Source organism: Pseudomonas sp. LBUM1646 (assembly GCF_059716165.1).
Map to the genome: position 1 here is coordinate 4,919,083 of NZ_CP166810.1, position 14,976 is coordinate 4,934,058.

A 14,976-nucleotide genomic window follows, 5' to 3' on the forward strand; every position below is an offset into this window, starting at 1 on the left:
CCACCTATCTGATCTTTTTCAAATCCGACCGGAACAGCGCTTTTAAATCTGCTTCTGTTATCCTCTCATCGTCCGCTAAGTCGACCATATGAATTTTTCCGGCGACCAGCGCGTCGATTCGCTCCCAACTCTTAAGCCTGCTTAAGACGAGCTTCGTAAGTTGATTACCAATAACCAGTTGTTGATTTGTATCAAGCAAGCACATCACTGGCCTAAAATTGTTCAACAAAAACATTTTATCCAGCATCTGCGAGCGACTTGAGAGCGCTAAAGAGGCTGAAGCTGATTCGTAAATTTCAGCATTCTCACAGACTTCACTTAATTGATGAAAATGGGAGGTTTCCTCCGCAGCCAAATGAATTTCATGTCCTGATTGAAATATAAGCTGCGGCAAATTACTCGAATCCTTCTGATGCACTTGCTTATTCAACAAGGCCTCACACTGCTTCACAAGTTTAGCGATACTTTGTATATCGCACAGAAACATATCCAATTTCATAGCAGCACCTTCAAGCTCCGAACGGAGTTTTCTGATCCTACTTTCATTGAAGTCACGATCACCCGAATCATATTTTTTACCTAACTTCAAGGATTTCAACTGCTCGTCATCGCAAGCATCGACCGCCTTATTTAGTTCGTTAATTCTCACCTCAATATCACTATACTTTTCATATTGAATTCGCGCTTGCAAGCAAATTTCATTCTGTAATGAAATCAACCCTCCTAAGAAGACCGGCCCTGACAGGAAGTGCCGGCAACGCGGACAATTTTGCCGCCCTAGATAACCATTTTGGACTGGACTCCTCACTCCAGTTTGACCAACAAAATCTCCACCATCATTACATCTGCTACCTGCAAACGGACAAACGCCGTAATCTCGAAATAAAAAACCACCAGAGCCGCTCTTACTCAGACGAATAAGTGATTCTTCAGAATTTGAAACAAACTCATGTTGAATTTCGTCCACTCTATTCTGTTCAAGCATCGACTGAACCGTCATGGCCTTATTTTTAAGCGCCAACTTCTCCCCCTCATCAAAGCGCTTTCGCAACGATTCGGAATTAACCTTCACGTAATAAATACCCATAACAATAGAGGAGTGACCTGCGATTTTCATCACAATCGACATAGGTAACCCGAACTCCAGTATGTAAGCAGTAATTAGGCTTACCCTCATACTGTGGGGAGTATAGATACTAGAATATGACCCCAAAGCTCTTGGTGAACCAATACAACTAGCTAATTTAATCCCTCTCTGTTGAACATTAAACAAAGCAGCCGCCAGACGATTCGATATACGACTTGAGAAAAAACCACATTCCTCGGAGCCAACGTCTCGAAACAAAAAACAGTTCGCCCCTTTAGCCCTGCGTTGCTTTTCGTTCAGTGTTGTACGGTTACACTCAACCCAAGGCATTGCTCTGGTGATCGGATTATACTTCGATTGCCATTTTCGGAGTTGCACCAACCAATAAACCAACTCGACGGGTATCCATGGAACATCTAACCCGGCGTCGGAGGCACTCGTCTTGTTAGTGGTAAAGTGCATACCAAGTTCCTGCCCTGGATAACTTCTGATAAAACTTTGGTTGTTAGTTACACCTGATAATGCATGGTCATTTTTTATCCAAATGGCTTGGCCGTCTGATGAGATATCCAGTACTTGTTCATCTCCTTCCCCTGAATCATTGTAAGCAATTTGCCGCCCCCGAGCTGGTACTGCGGTACACACATAAGCGTGCATCCAATAGATCGGGCACCAAACTCTCACCTTCCCTGCATACTGGCGGATGACACAGTTAGGATCATTTAAATCAATGAGTTCCTCATCCACATCGACCCAGTCAGCATCAAACTCATGCAAATGCTTTAGATCTGAAAAGCTCTTTGCCTCAGGAGGCAACATCCAATTTTTGATCTCTGTCACAAAATGATAAGCCAGCGCAGGCTTGTTTGACTCATCAAGTGTTTTAGATGAACCCTCAAGTTCCAACTCAATTGTTAAAAATGGATTTTTCGCATTCAAAGCGACTACAAGCTCACCGGTTTCTTCATCTTCTTCAGTCAAATAACTCTTAATTACAAAATTCAAAAAACCATTTACAGAGGTTAACATCTTCCTTTCGCCGCCTGGCTTACATGCCTGCGCCATAAATAGCATAAATGGACGGCGGTCCGTATTCATACGAGTCAAAAACAGTTCTGGCGTATCACCCAAGTTTTGCTTCTGAACATAATCCCTGACAAACCTACACAGGGTATTTTCCTTACTACCCCCACCCCTCGCAATTTTTTTATACTCGACTATAAGTTCACCCCATCTCAAAAATGGCGTCCTAATATTCACTGAAATATAAGGCTCAGGCTTACCAAGAAAAATATGCCAACTAGTCCATTCGGAGATATATACTTCAGCCGGAGTTCGAGGCAACCGTCGATCTCCAGTTTTTTTAATATAAGCCACATAGTCTGCTTGTGTGGTTATACCTGCAAGCTGCGCCACTTCACTTGCGTCAACATAACTATAAAACGGCTCCACCCCTAGAAAATCACTCCACCCTATCCACTCATCAGAAAACACTCTTTCAGGATGGGCAGGCAATCTTGGGCACAATTTATATTTTTTCCGGTAATCGAGAGCGCTCTTAATGCCCAATACCTTTGCAGCATGTGCAATATGATCGAGACAATCCAATTTAAGCGGGATCAAATAAGAAATCCAGCCAGACCACTGATTTCTATAAAAACGGGATGGTGCCGACGGCAACGCTGGGTCAAACTTATGCGCATTACGGTATTGGTGCGAAGACGTAATGCCTAGTCGATAATTTGCACTCTGGGCATCTTCAATAACATGATACTTTGGGTTGGAAGTCGAAATTTGTAAAAAACGGTTCCAGCTTACCCAAACTTTTGAATAAACCTTGTCTGGCCTAACCGGCAACTTAGGATCTTGAGAGAAAAACTCAGTATATTGTGCACGCGTTTTAATTCCTATTTTCTGCACTGCCTCCTGCGCTTCTATAAGCGTTGAATATATCCTGATGCTACCCATTATTATAAAATGGATCCAGCCCTGCCATTCTGATTTATATGTTACTTCAGGAAACTCAGGCAACCATGGGTCCGCCGTATATTTTTCACGATAATCCGATTCGTTATGAATATTTAAAGAACGAACCGCGTCGCTTGCTTTACTTAATGTTTCATACACAACAACAGGAATCGTACCAGAAAGAAAATCACTCCATCCAACCCAATAATCACGGTAGTAAAGAGCCGGATAACACGGGAGCCCTGGATCCAAATAATAGTTTTTTTTGTAATCCTGGGCTCCCTTTATACCAAGCTTCTTTGCAGCATGGGATGCCTCATAAATAGTAAAATAATGATTACGATGCTTAGGCTTTTTTACATCTAAAAATTCATACCAGTCAGTCCAATCAGGGTAATATTCGTTTGGTCTACGATGCAGTCGCGGGTCTTCTTTATATATAGCCACATAAGCCTTTCGACTTTTTACACCTAACATTCTAACTGCTTTTGCGGCATCACTGAGCGATTCGTAATATCCCCTTCCGCAAAAATCCCTCCAACCTTTCCACTCTGCATAAACCATTTCCGGCTTAGAAGGCAATTTTACATCTTGCCTGTATCCTTTTTTATATGTTGGAGCATCGACTATACCTAAAGCAATTGCGGCCCGACTAGCATCTGCCAGAGTCGGATAAAATTCCTTAAAACCTCTCACAAGCCCACCCCCCTCATTTTATTTCTAATTTCTTCGGATGTGTTCTCAATATAAATCAAACAAGAGTCTGGGCTTTTGTGATGCATTGCCTTTTGAATTTCGATCTGACTAAATCCATGATCAGACAAACGATAACCATAACTATGTCGATGTCCGTGTTCAGTCGTACCGTGGTACTTCTTATGCTCTAAGCCAATTCGCTGCACCGCCGCAGTGTGAATTCGCTGATAATTCTTTAGAGTTTCAGGTGCTCCGTCACTATTTGTGAATGCATACGGGTGATCTGCCCATTCCGGCGGATCGACTCGTTGAAACATTAGATAGTTACGAAATGCAGCCAGAAATAATCGAGCTGCGCTGGGAGGGAAAAAATTCACCTGAAAACACCCTCTTGAGTCCGTTAGAAGAGGAGCTTTCCATCCTGCGTGCAAACGCTTGCTCTTAGGATACTCATTGCGAGGCAACAATCTGTATCGAGCGGCTAAAAATTCTCTCCTGGTTCGGTAAGCAGGGTCTGGCGACTCACCATCAGCTGGATGAAATACACGGACTATCGCTTCGTTCCGCAGATGATCTATCTCAATATCTGAGAGATACAACGGCGCAAATTCACTTTTCCTCAAACCACCATAATGAAGCAAAATAGCAATTGCTTGGCTTTTATAATCAGGTTGCGGTCCATCAAAATTACCCCTTGGGTTTTTTTTAACTACAAACCCATTAGAAAGGAGTCTCTGAATTTGAGACTCTGGAAACCGCTTAACCTCGACTATTTGTTTTTTAGACCCCAAAGAAATTTTAACTGCTCTCGTGTACACAGCTCTCTTGGCTGCCTCTTCGTCACTCATCAAGTGATTAAGAAACACGTTGTATTTTTTATGATAGTACGCGCACCAATTGAGGCGCTGCTCGACAGATGTGGCCTTACGAAAAGGGTTGATTCTAAAACCGGAGTACCCATCTTGATTAGTTAGCCAATCAGTATAAAAAGTCACCATCTTCAGAATATCTTCCGCGTCCTTGGACTTGCGTGGAGACCAGTACAGACCGCTAGGATCAAATGCATCCTCCAATCTAATTGATCCAGTGACGAGGCACGCTGAAAAATTCTCCAGCAATGTAGTTGCGTTCACAAATCTTCCAACATTAGCGTTGATATACTCAATTAAAAGCCTGACGGAAAAAACGCACTTCTCGCGCCATGATTCACTCATTCGCTTGGAGGCCAAGTATCTCAGCAGTGAGATCAGAATCCCAGTTTCGGTAAATAACGCAGGCAGGCGTATATCACGACCAGTAGCATCGCTGCGGTAGCGCACCCGTAACTTGATCACATACGCCATAGCGTTCACCATGCGAGCTGTTACCTTCATTCCGCCAGAAGGCGCACAGCTTTTACAACATGGTTTTTAAGCAGTCACGGCAAATTATTAGCATATATCCCCACTTAGTATCCTCGACATACTATTCTTCGCAGCGCAGCGCGGGGGAATTGTCATAAATTTTTAGGTATTTTTCCTAGGAACTACCTTTCATCGGAAAACTTTACTTCCCCTCGGAGCCTAACTGCTTATCCAAGCTCATTCTTCCAGTCAGCAACCTCTATACCTACCGATAGAAACTACAACCGGAACATATCTTGCGTATCAGACATAGGATTAAAATAGTATTGATGGCATGGGGTGCTAATACACCTACGGCAAAAAAATGCTGCGCGAAATCGACAGCCGCGTGCGTTTTCTCACCAAGCGACTGGAAGCCCTGAAAGTCGTCAGCGAAAAACCCAGCGATCCGAACAAGGTGTATTTCGGTGCCTGGGTCACCATTGAAGATGAAGAGGGCAAGGAATCGCGCTATCGCATCGTTGGCCCGGATGAGCTGGACCTGAAACTGGGATTGATCAGCATTGATTCGCCATTGGCGCGGGCACTGATCGGCAAGGCGCTGGACGCTGAAGTTCGGGTCCAGACGCCTACCGGCGAGCAATGCGTATATATCGTGGCGATCGAGTATCCCTAAGCCTCAGCGGCGAGTAATCAGCCCCTGCCGAGCGACACGGGTTAATTGTTTGATCACTTCGGGCGCGTCTTCGAGGCTCGGCGATTGAATCACCGCCAGGTCAAAACAGTCGTTGGCAAATCGCGTCAGGGACTCGCCGTCTTCGACAAACTGGATCAGGAACGCGGCAGGACCGCCGGTGCGACGTGGCCAGCCATCGAGATAACGCAGGAGCGTCGGCTGATGATTGCCGCCAAGCAGGATTTTTGGATTGCGCTGGGTGAGGTGTGCCGTGATCGGCGCGGGGCGTACAACTGGGCTTAGTGCATTCATTGGGTCGTGTCTCTGCCTCAAAAGTCTGCATGGCAGGTGAGAGGCAACACCGAACCAGCGCTTTAGCGGTATTTCGAAGCCTGTTTCAGGCTTCTATCGGCAACTGAATGAGTCACCTGGCGCCCCGCAAGTAGCTGTTTAAATCGGCGCATGAGCAGCATCCTAGAGAACCTGACCGGACAGTGTCAAGAATGACGCGCAACAAAAAAGGCCCGCACAATGCGGGCCTTTTCGTTGAGCCAGAGCGGTCAGCCGGCGATGGCGCGGTCTATCGAAAGCTTGCCGGCACCTTCGATCAGCACCGCGAAGCTACCACCGAGCAGGGCCAGGGCGAACTCGTAACCGTTGTTGGCCATGAACAGACCGTTAGGCAGGTGCACGGTGAAGATCGCCACCAGCGAGAGGAAGATCAGCCCCAGCGCGGCTGGACGTACCAGCAGGCCGATGATCAACGCCAGGCCAGCGAAGAACTCCGTGCCACCGGCCAGGATCGCCATCAGGTGACCCGGCGCCAGGCCGAGGCTTTCCATGTACTGCGCGGTACCGGCGATGCCGTAACCACCGAACATACCGAAGAGTTTCTGCGAGCCGTGGGCTGCGAAAATGATGCCGACAAAGATCCGCAGAACAGTCAGGCCGTAGCCAGCGCGGGTAAACAGTACCTTGTTGATCAGTGTGCTCATGCTGTGTCATCCATTGAGTGTGTGTTGGTTGGCCGCTATATTAATCAGTAAATCGAATGTTAAAAGCGCAAAAATTCCGCTATAACAATCAGTTTAGTCGATCATTTCCGTGAGGCCACTTTTTGCCCCTGGGGCTCCAACGACTCTCGCTCCCGATCGAACGCCAAATAATACTTGTTCACGCTATTAACATAGCTGACGGCGCCCATCCCCACCTGCTCCATGGCAATGCGCTCGACCTGGAAGAACCATTGATTTGGATTCAAGCCCCGCCGCCGGGCTTCGGCGCGCATGCCTTGAACCCGCTCCGGGCCCATGTTGTAGGCCGCCAGCACGAACGCCATGCGCTCACGCTCATTGAGTTTGGGGCTGGAGAAGAACTTGCGGCGGATCATCGCCAGGTACTTGGCCCCGGCCTGCACATTGGCATCGAGGTTCTGAATATTGTTGACACCGACCCGCTGGGCCGCGGATGGGGTGATCTGCATCAAACCAGTCGGGCCACTGCCACTGCGGGCCCCGGGTTGCAACGCCGATTCCTTGAACGCTAGCGCCGCCAGGTTCAACCAGTCCATGCCTTGCGCATCCGCGTGCTTCTGCAGCACCGGGCGAAGTTTTTCCAGGCGCTGTCGATCAGCCTTGGCCAACGGATAGTGCACTTGGTACAAGCGTCGGTAGATACGCAGGAACGCCACGTCCTCATCCGAAGGCTTTTTGTAGGTGGTCAGGAACCGATCAATGCTCGCCCGCAGCATCGAGGCATCGCGGCGCACGAACCAGTATTCCTCACCGGGCTCGCTGATCAGCACTTGTCGATCAAAACGTAACTTGGGCAGGATCTTGCCCCAGCGCTCGGCGATCGGTTGCTCGACGATGGTCAGGTGGAAGATACCGCCCTGGACCATCTCCAGAACATCTTCGACCGCCAGGCTCGGATCGACCCACTCGACTTTCACCGGCGCCAGTTTGTGCAGAGCGAGTTTTTGATTGATCTGACTGACCGCATCCCCGGCGGCGCTCCCCGTGGGCAGCGCCAGGGTTTTGCCGGAGAGTTGTTCGAGTTTCGTGTAGCGACGCTCACCCTTGATGCCGACCAGAATCAGCGGCACGTTGCTGGCAATCGGTTCACTGGTACTGACGGCGTGACCGGATTGCGGATCGAGCAATTCCCCCGGCGCCACCAGATCGCCCTCCCCGCGCTGTAACGCGCCGAGCAATTGATCCTTGGCTTTAGGGATGATCTTGAGGGTGATTTCCTGGCCGTCGCGCGCATGGCCGTTGAGGTATTGCTCGAAGGCTCGCAGGCGATGGTATTCGACGCCGATGGCCTGGCCCTGGACTTCGCCGGAGCTGTTGCGGCTCTGGTTGACCAAGACCTTCAGCACGCGGCTGCTGCGGATTTCCGCCAGGTCGCGCACTTTGGTGGACGGCACGGCTTGCAGCGGTCCGGCCAGACGCGCAACCGCCGGCATCGGCAGCAGCAACGAACAACACAGCAGTAGCAAAACCGAGGGACGTGTCATCCACTCTCCGGAAAGAATACTGGCCGACCTCACGAAAATTCATGACATCGAACGACAGAAACAGAGCGCCTTGAGCGCTGGCAAAGTGCGAAAGACTGGCACAGTGATGGCAGTTTCACCAACCCGACCTGTCTCGCGGCATCAAGAGACAGCTTTAACTCGTTGTAGTTCTTGGCTTTTCTTATAAATCTACAGCTCTGATATGCTTTCCGGCCTTTGGTCCGAGGTAGCACCATGCAACTCATCGATATCGGCGTCAACCTGACCAACCCCAGTTTTGCCGAAAAACACCAGGCTGTACTTGATCGCGCGTACGCCGCCGGGGTCTGCCAATTGGTGCTCACCGGCACCAGCGTCGAGGGCAGCGAACAGGCTCTGGAGCTGTGTCGACAACTGGACGAAGGCGCGCAACGACTGTTCGCCACCGCCGGCATTCACCCCCACTCCGCCAGCGACTGGAACGCCGACAGCGAGCGAAGCCTGCGCAGTTTGCTCAAGGAGCCGAACATGGTGGCCGTGGGCGAATGCGGGCTGGATTTCAATCGCGACTTCTCGCCGCGTCCGCAGCAGGAAAAGGTCCTTGAGCAACATCTGGCCATGGCGGTGGAGTTGCAATTGCCGGTATTCCTCCACGAGCGCGATGCCAGTCAGCGCTTGCTGGAAATCCTGCGTGACTACCGCGATCAGTTGCCCGCCGCCGTGGTGCATTGCTTCACAGGTGAAAAGAAAGCGCTGTTCAGTTACCTCGATCTGGATTTACACATCGGCATCACCGGCTGGATTTGCGACGAGCGTCGGGGCACGCATTTGCATCCGCTGGTGAAAGAAATCAAACGCGGCCGCTTGATGCTTGAAAGCGATGCGCCTTATCTGCTGCCGCGCAGCCTGCGGCCGAAACCGAAGAATGGCCGTAACGAGCCGGCGTATTTGACTGAGGTGTTGCGTGAAGTGGCGCTGCATCGCGGGGAGAGCGAGGAAGACCTCGCGGCGCACACCACTGCCTGTGCGCGAGCATTCTTTGGGCTGCCTTCAATCGATTGAAACCGTGCCGACGCTATCGCGGGCAAGCCTTGCTCCTACGGATTGATGTCGTCCGCCCGGTAGGAGCAAGGCTTGCCCGCGATGGCGTCCTTGCGCCAACCCCTCACTCAAACTTGACCCATATCAAAACCTCCTGACCTGCATAGCGGCACAATGCTGGCACCTTGCCAATGCTGTTTCCGCTATCAGAGAAGACCTTCCTATGGGTGCCTGGCTTAGCAACATCTCGCTGAAATACAAATTCTGGGCGGTCAACGCGGTCGCCTTCGTCACCACCCTGCTGTTGGTGTTGTACGCCGTGCAACTCGAACAACAGGCCCGCAGCCATGCATCCCAGGCATCGGCCCAGGCCCAGGCGCGTTTGCTTAACGCTTGGCCCGCCGGGCAACCGCTGCCCAAGGCCGACAACGTGCTGACCTTCAGCCACGGCCAGGCACCACGGTTGAACGAACAACCGGTGTTGGAGCTGACGGATACCAACAGCGGTTGGGTCGAGATCAACAACATGCCGCTGTTCGGCGACAACCCGTTGATGGGCGCCGAGGTGTTCAGCCGCGCCGACGGCCAGCAAGTCGCGGTCATCGCTTACGGCCCGAGCCTGAGCCAAGTGTTCGGCGAGCGTTTCTTCAACTATGCGATGGCGGTGGCGATCCTGATGCTGGCGATGCTCGGCGCTTCGCAATTGCTGATCCGCTTCTTGCTCAGCCAGCTCAACACCTTGAAAGACGTGATGCTGCACGTCGAGAAAACCGGCGACCTGTCAGCCCGCGTTCCTTTAGCTTGCAAAGATGAAGTCGGGCAAATGGCCAATGCCTTCAACGCCATGCAGGCCGGTTATCAGCGGGTGGTCAACACGGTTGCGAACACCGCCCGGCAACTGGATGTCGGTGCAGCTCGGCTGGCGGCGAGCATGAATGATGTGCGTCACGGCATGCTCGGCCAGCAAAGCGAAACCGACCAGGCCGCCACAGCGATCAATGAAATGACCGCCACGGTCTACCATATCGCCCAGCACGCCGGCGCCACCCGCGACCTGTCGCAAAGCGCCGACACCCTCGCCGGCAGCGGACAGGAAGTGGTCAGCCGGGTGCAAAAGTCGATTGCCGGGTTGTCCAGCGGCGTGCAGCAGACCGCCGAGATGATCCAGCGCCTGGCCGAAGACAGCCAGAAGATCAACGGCGTGGTCAGTGTGATTCACAGCATCGCCGAGCAAACCAACCTGCTGGCGCTCAATGCCGCCATCGAGGCCGCGCGGGCCGGTGAAATGGGCCGTGGTTTTGCGGTGGTCGCCGATGAAGTACGCAACCTGGCCAAGCGCGTGCAAGCCTCGACCGATGAAATCACCCTGATGGTGTCGGCGTTGCAGGCTGGGACCCGGGACGCGGTGGACTTCATGCAGGAAAGCTCGTTCAAGGCCGACGATTGCGTGCAGCAGGCGCAGGAAGCCGGCGCGGCGTTGGCGCAAATCACCAGCGCGGTGGCGCAGATGCGTGAAAGCAATACCCAGATCGCGGTGGCGGCGGAGCAGCAGAGCCATGTGGCAGAGGAAATGAATCGATCGGTGGTAAGCATTCGCGACGTGACCGAGAATACCGTGCAGCAAACCGTGGATTCAGCAAACACCAGCAATGAATTGGCGACGTTGGCCGGGGAGTTGAGCAAGGCGATCGGACAGTTGAAACTCTGAGGGCGCCATCGCCGCTATCACTCCGATAGCCAACCTCGATTCGCCGCCCGCCCGCGCCACGCCTATTCTTCAACCATTGTGTTCAACATGGATTTGAGGAGTTTCATCATGGGCAAACGTCACCCCAACCTTCCGGCCTGGCAATGGAAGTCCTACCCGCAGAATCACCAGCACCCGACCAATCTGGCATTGCACCTGATTGCCGTGCCGCTGTTCATCATCGGGTTTCTGTTAATTGTTTCCGGGGTGTTCAGCCTGAATCTGCTGAATATCGTGATTGGCGTCATCGGCGTGATTGCCGGCCTGGGCCTGCAGCGCCACGGTCACAGCCTGGAGGCACAAGCCTCCGAGCCGTTCAGTGATCGCAAAGATGCAATGTCGCGCTTGCTGGTCGAGCAATTCCTGACCTTCCCGAGGTTCTTCCTCAGTGGCGGCTGGTGGCGCGCCTGGCGCAAGCGCCACCGGCGCTGAGTCAGGCGAAAATCGTCACGGTCTGCCGGCTCATGGCGATCAACTGACCCTCGGTGCTCCACAGCTTTGCCGCTGCGTGACCATAGCCGTCTGCGGCGTACTCGATGTCTACCAGGTATTTGCACCAGTCGAGGGTGCTCAGCGCCCGCAACGGCTGGACGAATTCGATGGTCCAGGTCAGCGTACTGCCCGCCGCCGGTTTGTTCAGGTGTGGCAACAGGGCCGGCGGCCAGGCGTCGACCAGCGCCAGGATATGCGCCTCGCTCAGCGCTTCCTCCTTCACATCCCCACGCAAGCGCACCCACCCGCCCATGTCCCGGGATTTGTTGCCGGTGAACGGCAACCCGCCGACACTCCAGCGCATCGCCAGGTGCTTCATGAATTCCGGGGTCACGCCTTTGATATAGGGCAGTTCCTGGCAGTCGTCCCAATGTTTCATTTCGGGAGCAGGCTCGGCCGCCACGGCCACTTCGGAAGGTCGCGAGGCACCGAAACTGCCTTGGACCAACGTCACCACCTGGCCTTTCTGCATCACCCGCCCCAGCACCTGGCTGACGGCTTTGCCTTCGCGCAACACATCAACCTCAAAACTGACCGGCACATCGGGCTCGACCGGGCCGACAAAAGTGATCGCCAGCGAACGCACCGGACGATCCGCCGGGACTTTTGCGCGCATGGCTTCGTACTGCAAAGCGGCGACCAGGCCACCGAAACTGGCACGGCCCTGACCCCATTCGGCGGGAATAGACAGTTCCTGCGGCTGGCTGCGGACAGCGTCGAGCAGATCGGAAAAGCGCATGAAAACCTCAAAGATGCAGGAAAAGGATGAAGGGATGTTAACCAGCCTGCGCGGGCGATACAGCGCTTATTCCGGCCAAAGAAACTGACAGATAGGACGTCCTGCTCCCGTAGGCGCTGCAGAAGGCTGCGATCTTGATCGTTCCCACGCTCTGCGTGGGAATGCCGCCATGGACGCTCTGCGTCCGCTTCAAAAGTGACGCGGAGCGTCACGGGATGCATTCCCACGCGGAGCGTGGGAACGATCAATCACAGGGAATTACTGCTGGATTCAGGATTTGAAGCAGGCAGCGCTGAGTTTATCGAGCACTCGGTCGGCCCGCCCTTCAGCCTTGGCCATGGTGGTTTTCCAGACGGCGACGCAGGGCAGCAGATCCGCTTCCTGTTCGGCCCGCAGCAGCCACTGCCAGCAGTCGTGCCAGTCACCCAGCGCGGCCTGGGCCGATTTGAGTCGTGGCATCGCCGCCTTGGGCAAACGGTCCAGCTCGGGGTAGGCCTCGATGCCATAGCGCACACGCTTGATCAACAGGCGTAAGCGATGGCGGTCATGAGCCGGGTCGTGCAGGGCTTCATCGAGTTTTTCCCATTGCTTGGCCAGGCGTTTTTCAATGCGCTTGCGCAGGCCCGTGAGCAACCCTTGACGCTGGGAAGCCCGCAGGAAGCGTGGGAAGGCGTCGAGGATCATCAGCAATTGAATGACTTCAGGGCTGGTCGCCACAGTCGGATACGCCACGTCCATTTGCGCCATGCGTCGCCGCGCCGCCTCCGGCTGACCGTGCTCAAGCAAATACGCCGCCAACACCTCGCGATCACGCAGCGGCGTGGTCAGTTGACCGACCCCGGACGCCGCCACTTCCAGTTGCTCAACCCCGGGCAAGCCCCGCAGCGGCCGCAACAGGCTACGCAAACGGCGAACCGTGGTGCGCAGATCGTGCAGCGCTTCCGGGTCGGTGCGGGCGCTCAAGCGTGCCTGACAGGCCAGCAATCGAACTTCAATGCTCAAAACCTGAGCCACCAAACGGTCAACCAAGGCAGACATCACTTGCTCCCTGAATCAAATATGAGTGATCCGCTCGATGCCATCATGCCCGCATCGAAACGCGCAGTCCTTGCGCTACATCATGCGCTTATCGACCCGCGCGGGACTCACGAATATAGAAACGCGCCTTCTCGGCCTTGCTGGTGCAGCCCTCGTAGGCTTCGAATTGCTGCTGGGTCTTGGCGCCAGTCAGCAGCGACAAGGCCTTGGAGTAACTGACGGTGCCGGCGAAACCTTCGGCCTTGGCCAGGTCCAGCTCATGCCAGGCCCCGTCGATCTGGCTGCCGCAGCTTTCACGGTACGCGGTTTTCCCGGCACAACCAGCCAGTGCCAACGCAATCAAAGGCACACAGATCCAGGCTTTCATCGATAACACCTCAAAGATAGGTAAACAGTCGTGCAGGTAAGACGGTGCGGCGCGCAAAAAGTGCCTTGTCCCGTCTCTACAAACTATAGCGCTGGCGAGCATACCCATCTGTCGCCACGCAGTGTCGAAAAAACGACGCTCCTGTCCCGGCAAACGACCTTAGCGATTGAAGCGCGACCCTCGATGGGTGCATTGTTGAACCTTGTCAGACGAGGGCGATTCATGAAAAAACGTGTCGCACTGGTGCTGGGCTCAGGTGGAGCCCGGGGCTATGCCCATATCGGTGTCATTGAAGAGATCGAACGGCGTGGCTACGACATCGCCTGCATCGCCGGTTGTTCCATGGGCGCCGTGGTCGGCGGGATTTATGCCGCCGGCAAACTCGACGAATATCGAAACTGGATCGAAAGCCTGGACTACCTCGACGTGTTGCGTTTGGTGGACGTCAGTTTTCGCTTGGGCGCCATTCGCGGCGAGAAGGTCTTCGGCCAGATCCGCAAGATCGTCGGCGAGATCAACATCGAAGACCTGCGCATTCCCTATACGGCGGTGGCCACCGACCTGACCAACCAACAGGAAATCTGGTTCCAGGCCGGCTGCCTGCACCAGGCCATTCGCGCCTCGGCAGCGATCCCCAGCTTGTTCACCCCAGTGATGCAGGGCAATCGCATGCTGGTCGATGGCGGCTTGTTGAACCCGTTGCCGATCGTTCCGGTGGTGTCGAGCCATTGTGATTTGATCATTGCGGTCAACCTCAACTCGACCAACCAGCGGCATTACCAACTGCCGGTGATCCAGCGTCCGGCGGCGTTCAAGTCGCGGTTCAACAGCCTGATCAACTCGCTTGGCTCGAAGATGCCGTTCCGGCGTAAACAGGCCGAACAATTGCTGCTGCTGGAACAGGAAGCGCTGAAGGCCGAGGCGGCGGAAATCAATCCGTGGATCGAATCCGCCGAACCTGAAGCCCAGCAACCCGCCGCGGCTCCGCAGGGCGAAGGCGCTCCAAAGTCGGCGACCGGTTCGTTCATCATCGACAACGTCGGGCCGGCATCCTTGCTGGATTTGATCAACCAGAGTTTCGAGGTCATGCAGACCTCGTTGGCGCAGTACAAGATTGCCGGGTATCCGCCGGACATCCTGATCAACGTGCCAAAGCGCGTGTGCCGGTTTTTCGAGTTTTACAAGGCACCGGAATTGATCGCGTTGGGGCGAGAGATTGCGCGGGACACGATGGATCGGTATGAGAATGAGCAGAACTGAGGGGCTGCGTACCTGATCATTCCCA

At 53.7% G+C, this 14,976-nt stretch carries 12 protein-coding genes and 1 pseudogene; 5 read left to right on the forward strand and 8 right to left on the reverse strand.

The window, feature by feature from the left end; genetic code table 11:
• Positions 1-4: 4 nt before the first annotated feature.
• Complete coding sequence (gmtZ, locus tag ACA071_RS22340) at positions 5-3,751, reverse strand: gamma-mobile-trio integrase GmtZ (protein ID WP_497641135.1); 3,747 nt, start codon at positions 3,749-3,751, stop codon at positions 5-7.
• On the reverse strand, positions 3,748-5,094 hold the full coding sequence (gmtY, locus tag ACA071_RS22345) for a gamma-mobile-trio recombinase GmtY (RefSeq protein ID WP_497641137.1): 1,347 nt from the start codon (positions 5,092-5,094) through the stop codon (positions 3,748-3,750). The genes gmtZ and gmtY overlap by 4 nt, the downstream gene beginning before the upstream one ends.
• Positions 5,095-5,440: 346 nt before the next feature.
• Between gmtY and ACA071_RS22350 the strand changes: the two are divergent.
• Positions 5,441-5,770: pseudogene (locus ACA071_RS22350) on the forward strand (GreA/GreB family elongation factor); the annotation flags it as partial.
• 3 nt (positions 5,771-5,773) lie between these two features.
• Here the strand turns inward: ACA071_RS22350 and ACA071_RS22355 are convergent.
• The 3 genes from ACA071_RS22355 to ACA071_RS22365 form a co-directional block, all read right to left on the reverse strand.
• A complete protein-coding gene (locus tag ACA071_RS22355; protein WP_497641139.1) occupies positions 5,774-6,082 on the reverse strand; it encodes a class I SAM-dependent methyltransferase in 309 nt (102 codons plus the stop codon).
• Between the two features lie 248 nt (positions 6,083-6,330).
• The gene (locus tag ACA071_RS22360; protein ID WP_497641140.1) at positions 6,331-6,765 is read right to left on the reverse strand and encodes a DoxX family protein; all 435 of its coding nucleotides are present in this window, start codon (positions 6,763-6,765) and stop codon (positions 6,331-6,333) included.
• A gap of 101 nt (positions 6,766-6,866) precedes the next feature.
• A complete protein-coding gene (locus ACA071_RS22365) occupies positions 6,867-8,288 on the reverse strand; it encodes an MltF family protein (RefSeq protein ID WP_497641141.1) in 1,422 nt (473 codons plus the stop codon).
• Between the two features lie 234 nt (positions 8,289-8,522).
• Here ACA071_RS22365 and ACA071_RS22370 point away from each other — a divergent pair, with 234 nt between their 5' ends.
• The 3 genes from ACA071_RS22370 to ACA071_RS22380 all read left to right on the forward strand — a co-directional run bounded on the left by ACA071_RS22370 (position 8,523) and on the right by ACA071_RS22380 (position 11,487).
• Positions 8,523-9,329 (forward strand): TatD family hydrolase, encoded by an 807-nt coding sequence (locus ACA071_RS22370; RefSeq protein ID WP_497641142.1) that lies wholly within the window; start codon positions 8,523-8,525, stop codon positions 9,327-9,329.
• A 202-nt stretch (positions 9,330-9,531) separates the two neighbouring features.
• On the forward strand, positions 9,532-11,016 hold the full coding sequence (locus ACA071_RS22375) for a methyl-accepting chemotaxis protein (protein ID WP_497641143.1): 1,485 nt from the start codon (positions 9,532-9,534) through the stop codon (positions 11,014-11,016).
• A gap of 108 nt (positions 11,017-11,124) precedes the next feature.
• Positions 11,125-11,487 (forward strand): Mpo1-like protein, encoded by a 363-nt coding sequence (locus ACA071_RS22380; RefSeq protein ID WP_497641145.1) that lies wholly within the window; start codon positions 11,125-11,127, stop codon positions 11,485-11,487.
• A gap of 1 nt (position 11,488) precedes the next feature.
• Here the strand turns inward: ACA071_RS22380 and ACA071_RS22385 are convergent, their stop codons facing one another.
• The 3 genes from ACA071_RS22385 to ACA071_RS22395 form a co-directional block, all read right to left on the reverse strand.
• The gene (locus ACA071_RS22385; protein WP_497641146.1) at positions 11,489-12,286 is read right to left on the reverse strand and encodes an acyl-CoA thioesterase; all 798 of its coding nucleotides are present in this window, start codon (positions 12,284-12,286) and stop codon (positions 11,489-11,491) included.
• 270 nt (positions 12,287-12,556) lie between these two features.
• Positions 12,557-13,324 carry a CHAD domain-containing protein gene (locus tag ACA071_RS22390; RefSeq protein ID WP_497641147.1) on the reverse strand — a complete coding sequence of 256 codons (768 nt, stop codon included), beginning with the start codon at positions 13,322-13,324 and terminating at the stop codon, positions 12,557-12,559.
• An 88-nt stretch (positions 13,325-13,412) separates the two neighbouring features.
• Positions 13,413-13,691 (reverse strand): hypothetical protein, encoded by a 279-nt coding sequence (locus ACA071_RS22395; RefSeq protein ID WP_497641149.1) that lies wholly within the window; start codon positions 13,689-13,691, stop codon positions 13,413-13,415.
• A gap of 222 nt (positions 13,692-13,913) precedes the next feature.
• Between ACA071_RS22395 and ACA071_RS22400 the strand changes: the two genes are divergently transcribed.
• Entirely contained in the window at positions 13,914-14,951 is a 1,038-nt protein-coding gene (locus ACA071_RS22400) for a patatin-like phospholipase family protein (RefSeq protein ID WP_497641150.1), read from the forward strand.
• Positions 14,952-14,976: the final 25 nt, after the last annotated feature.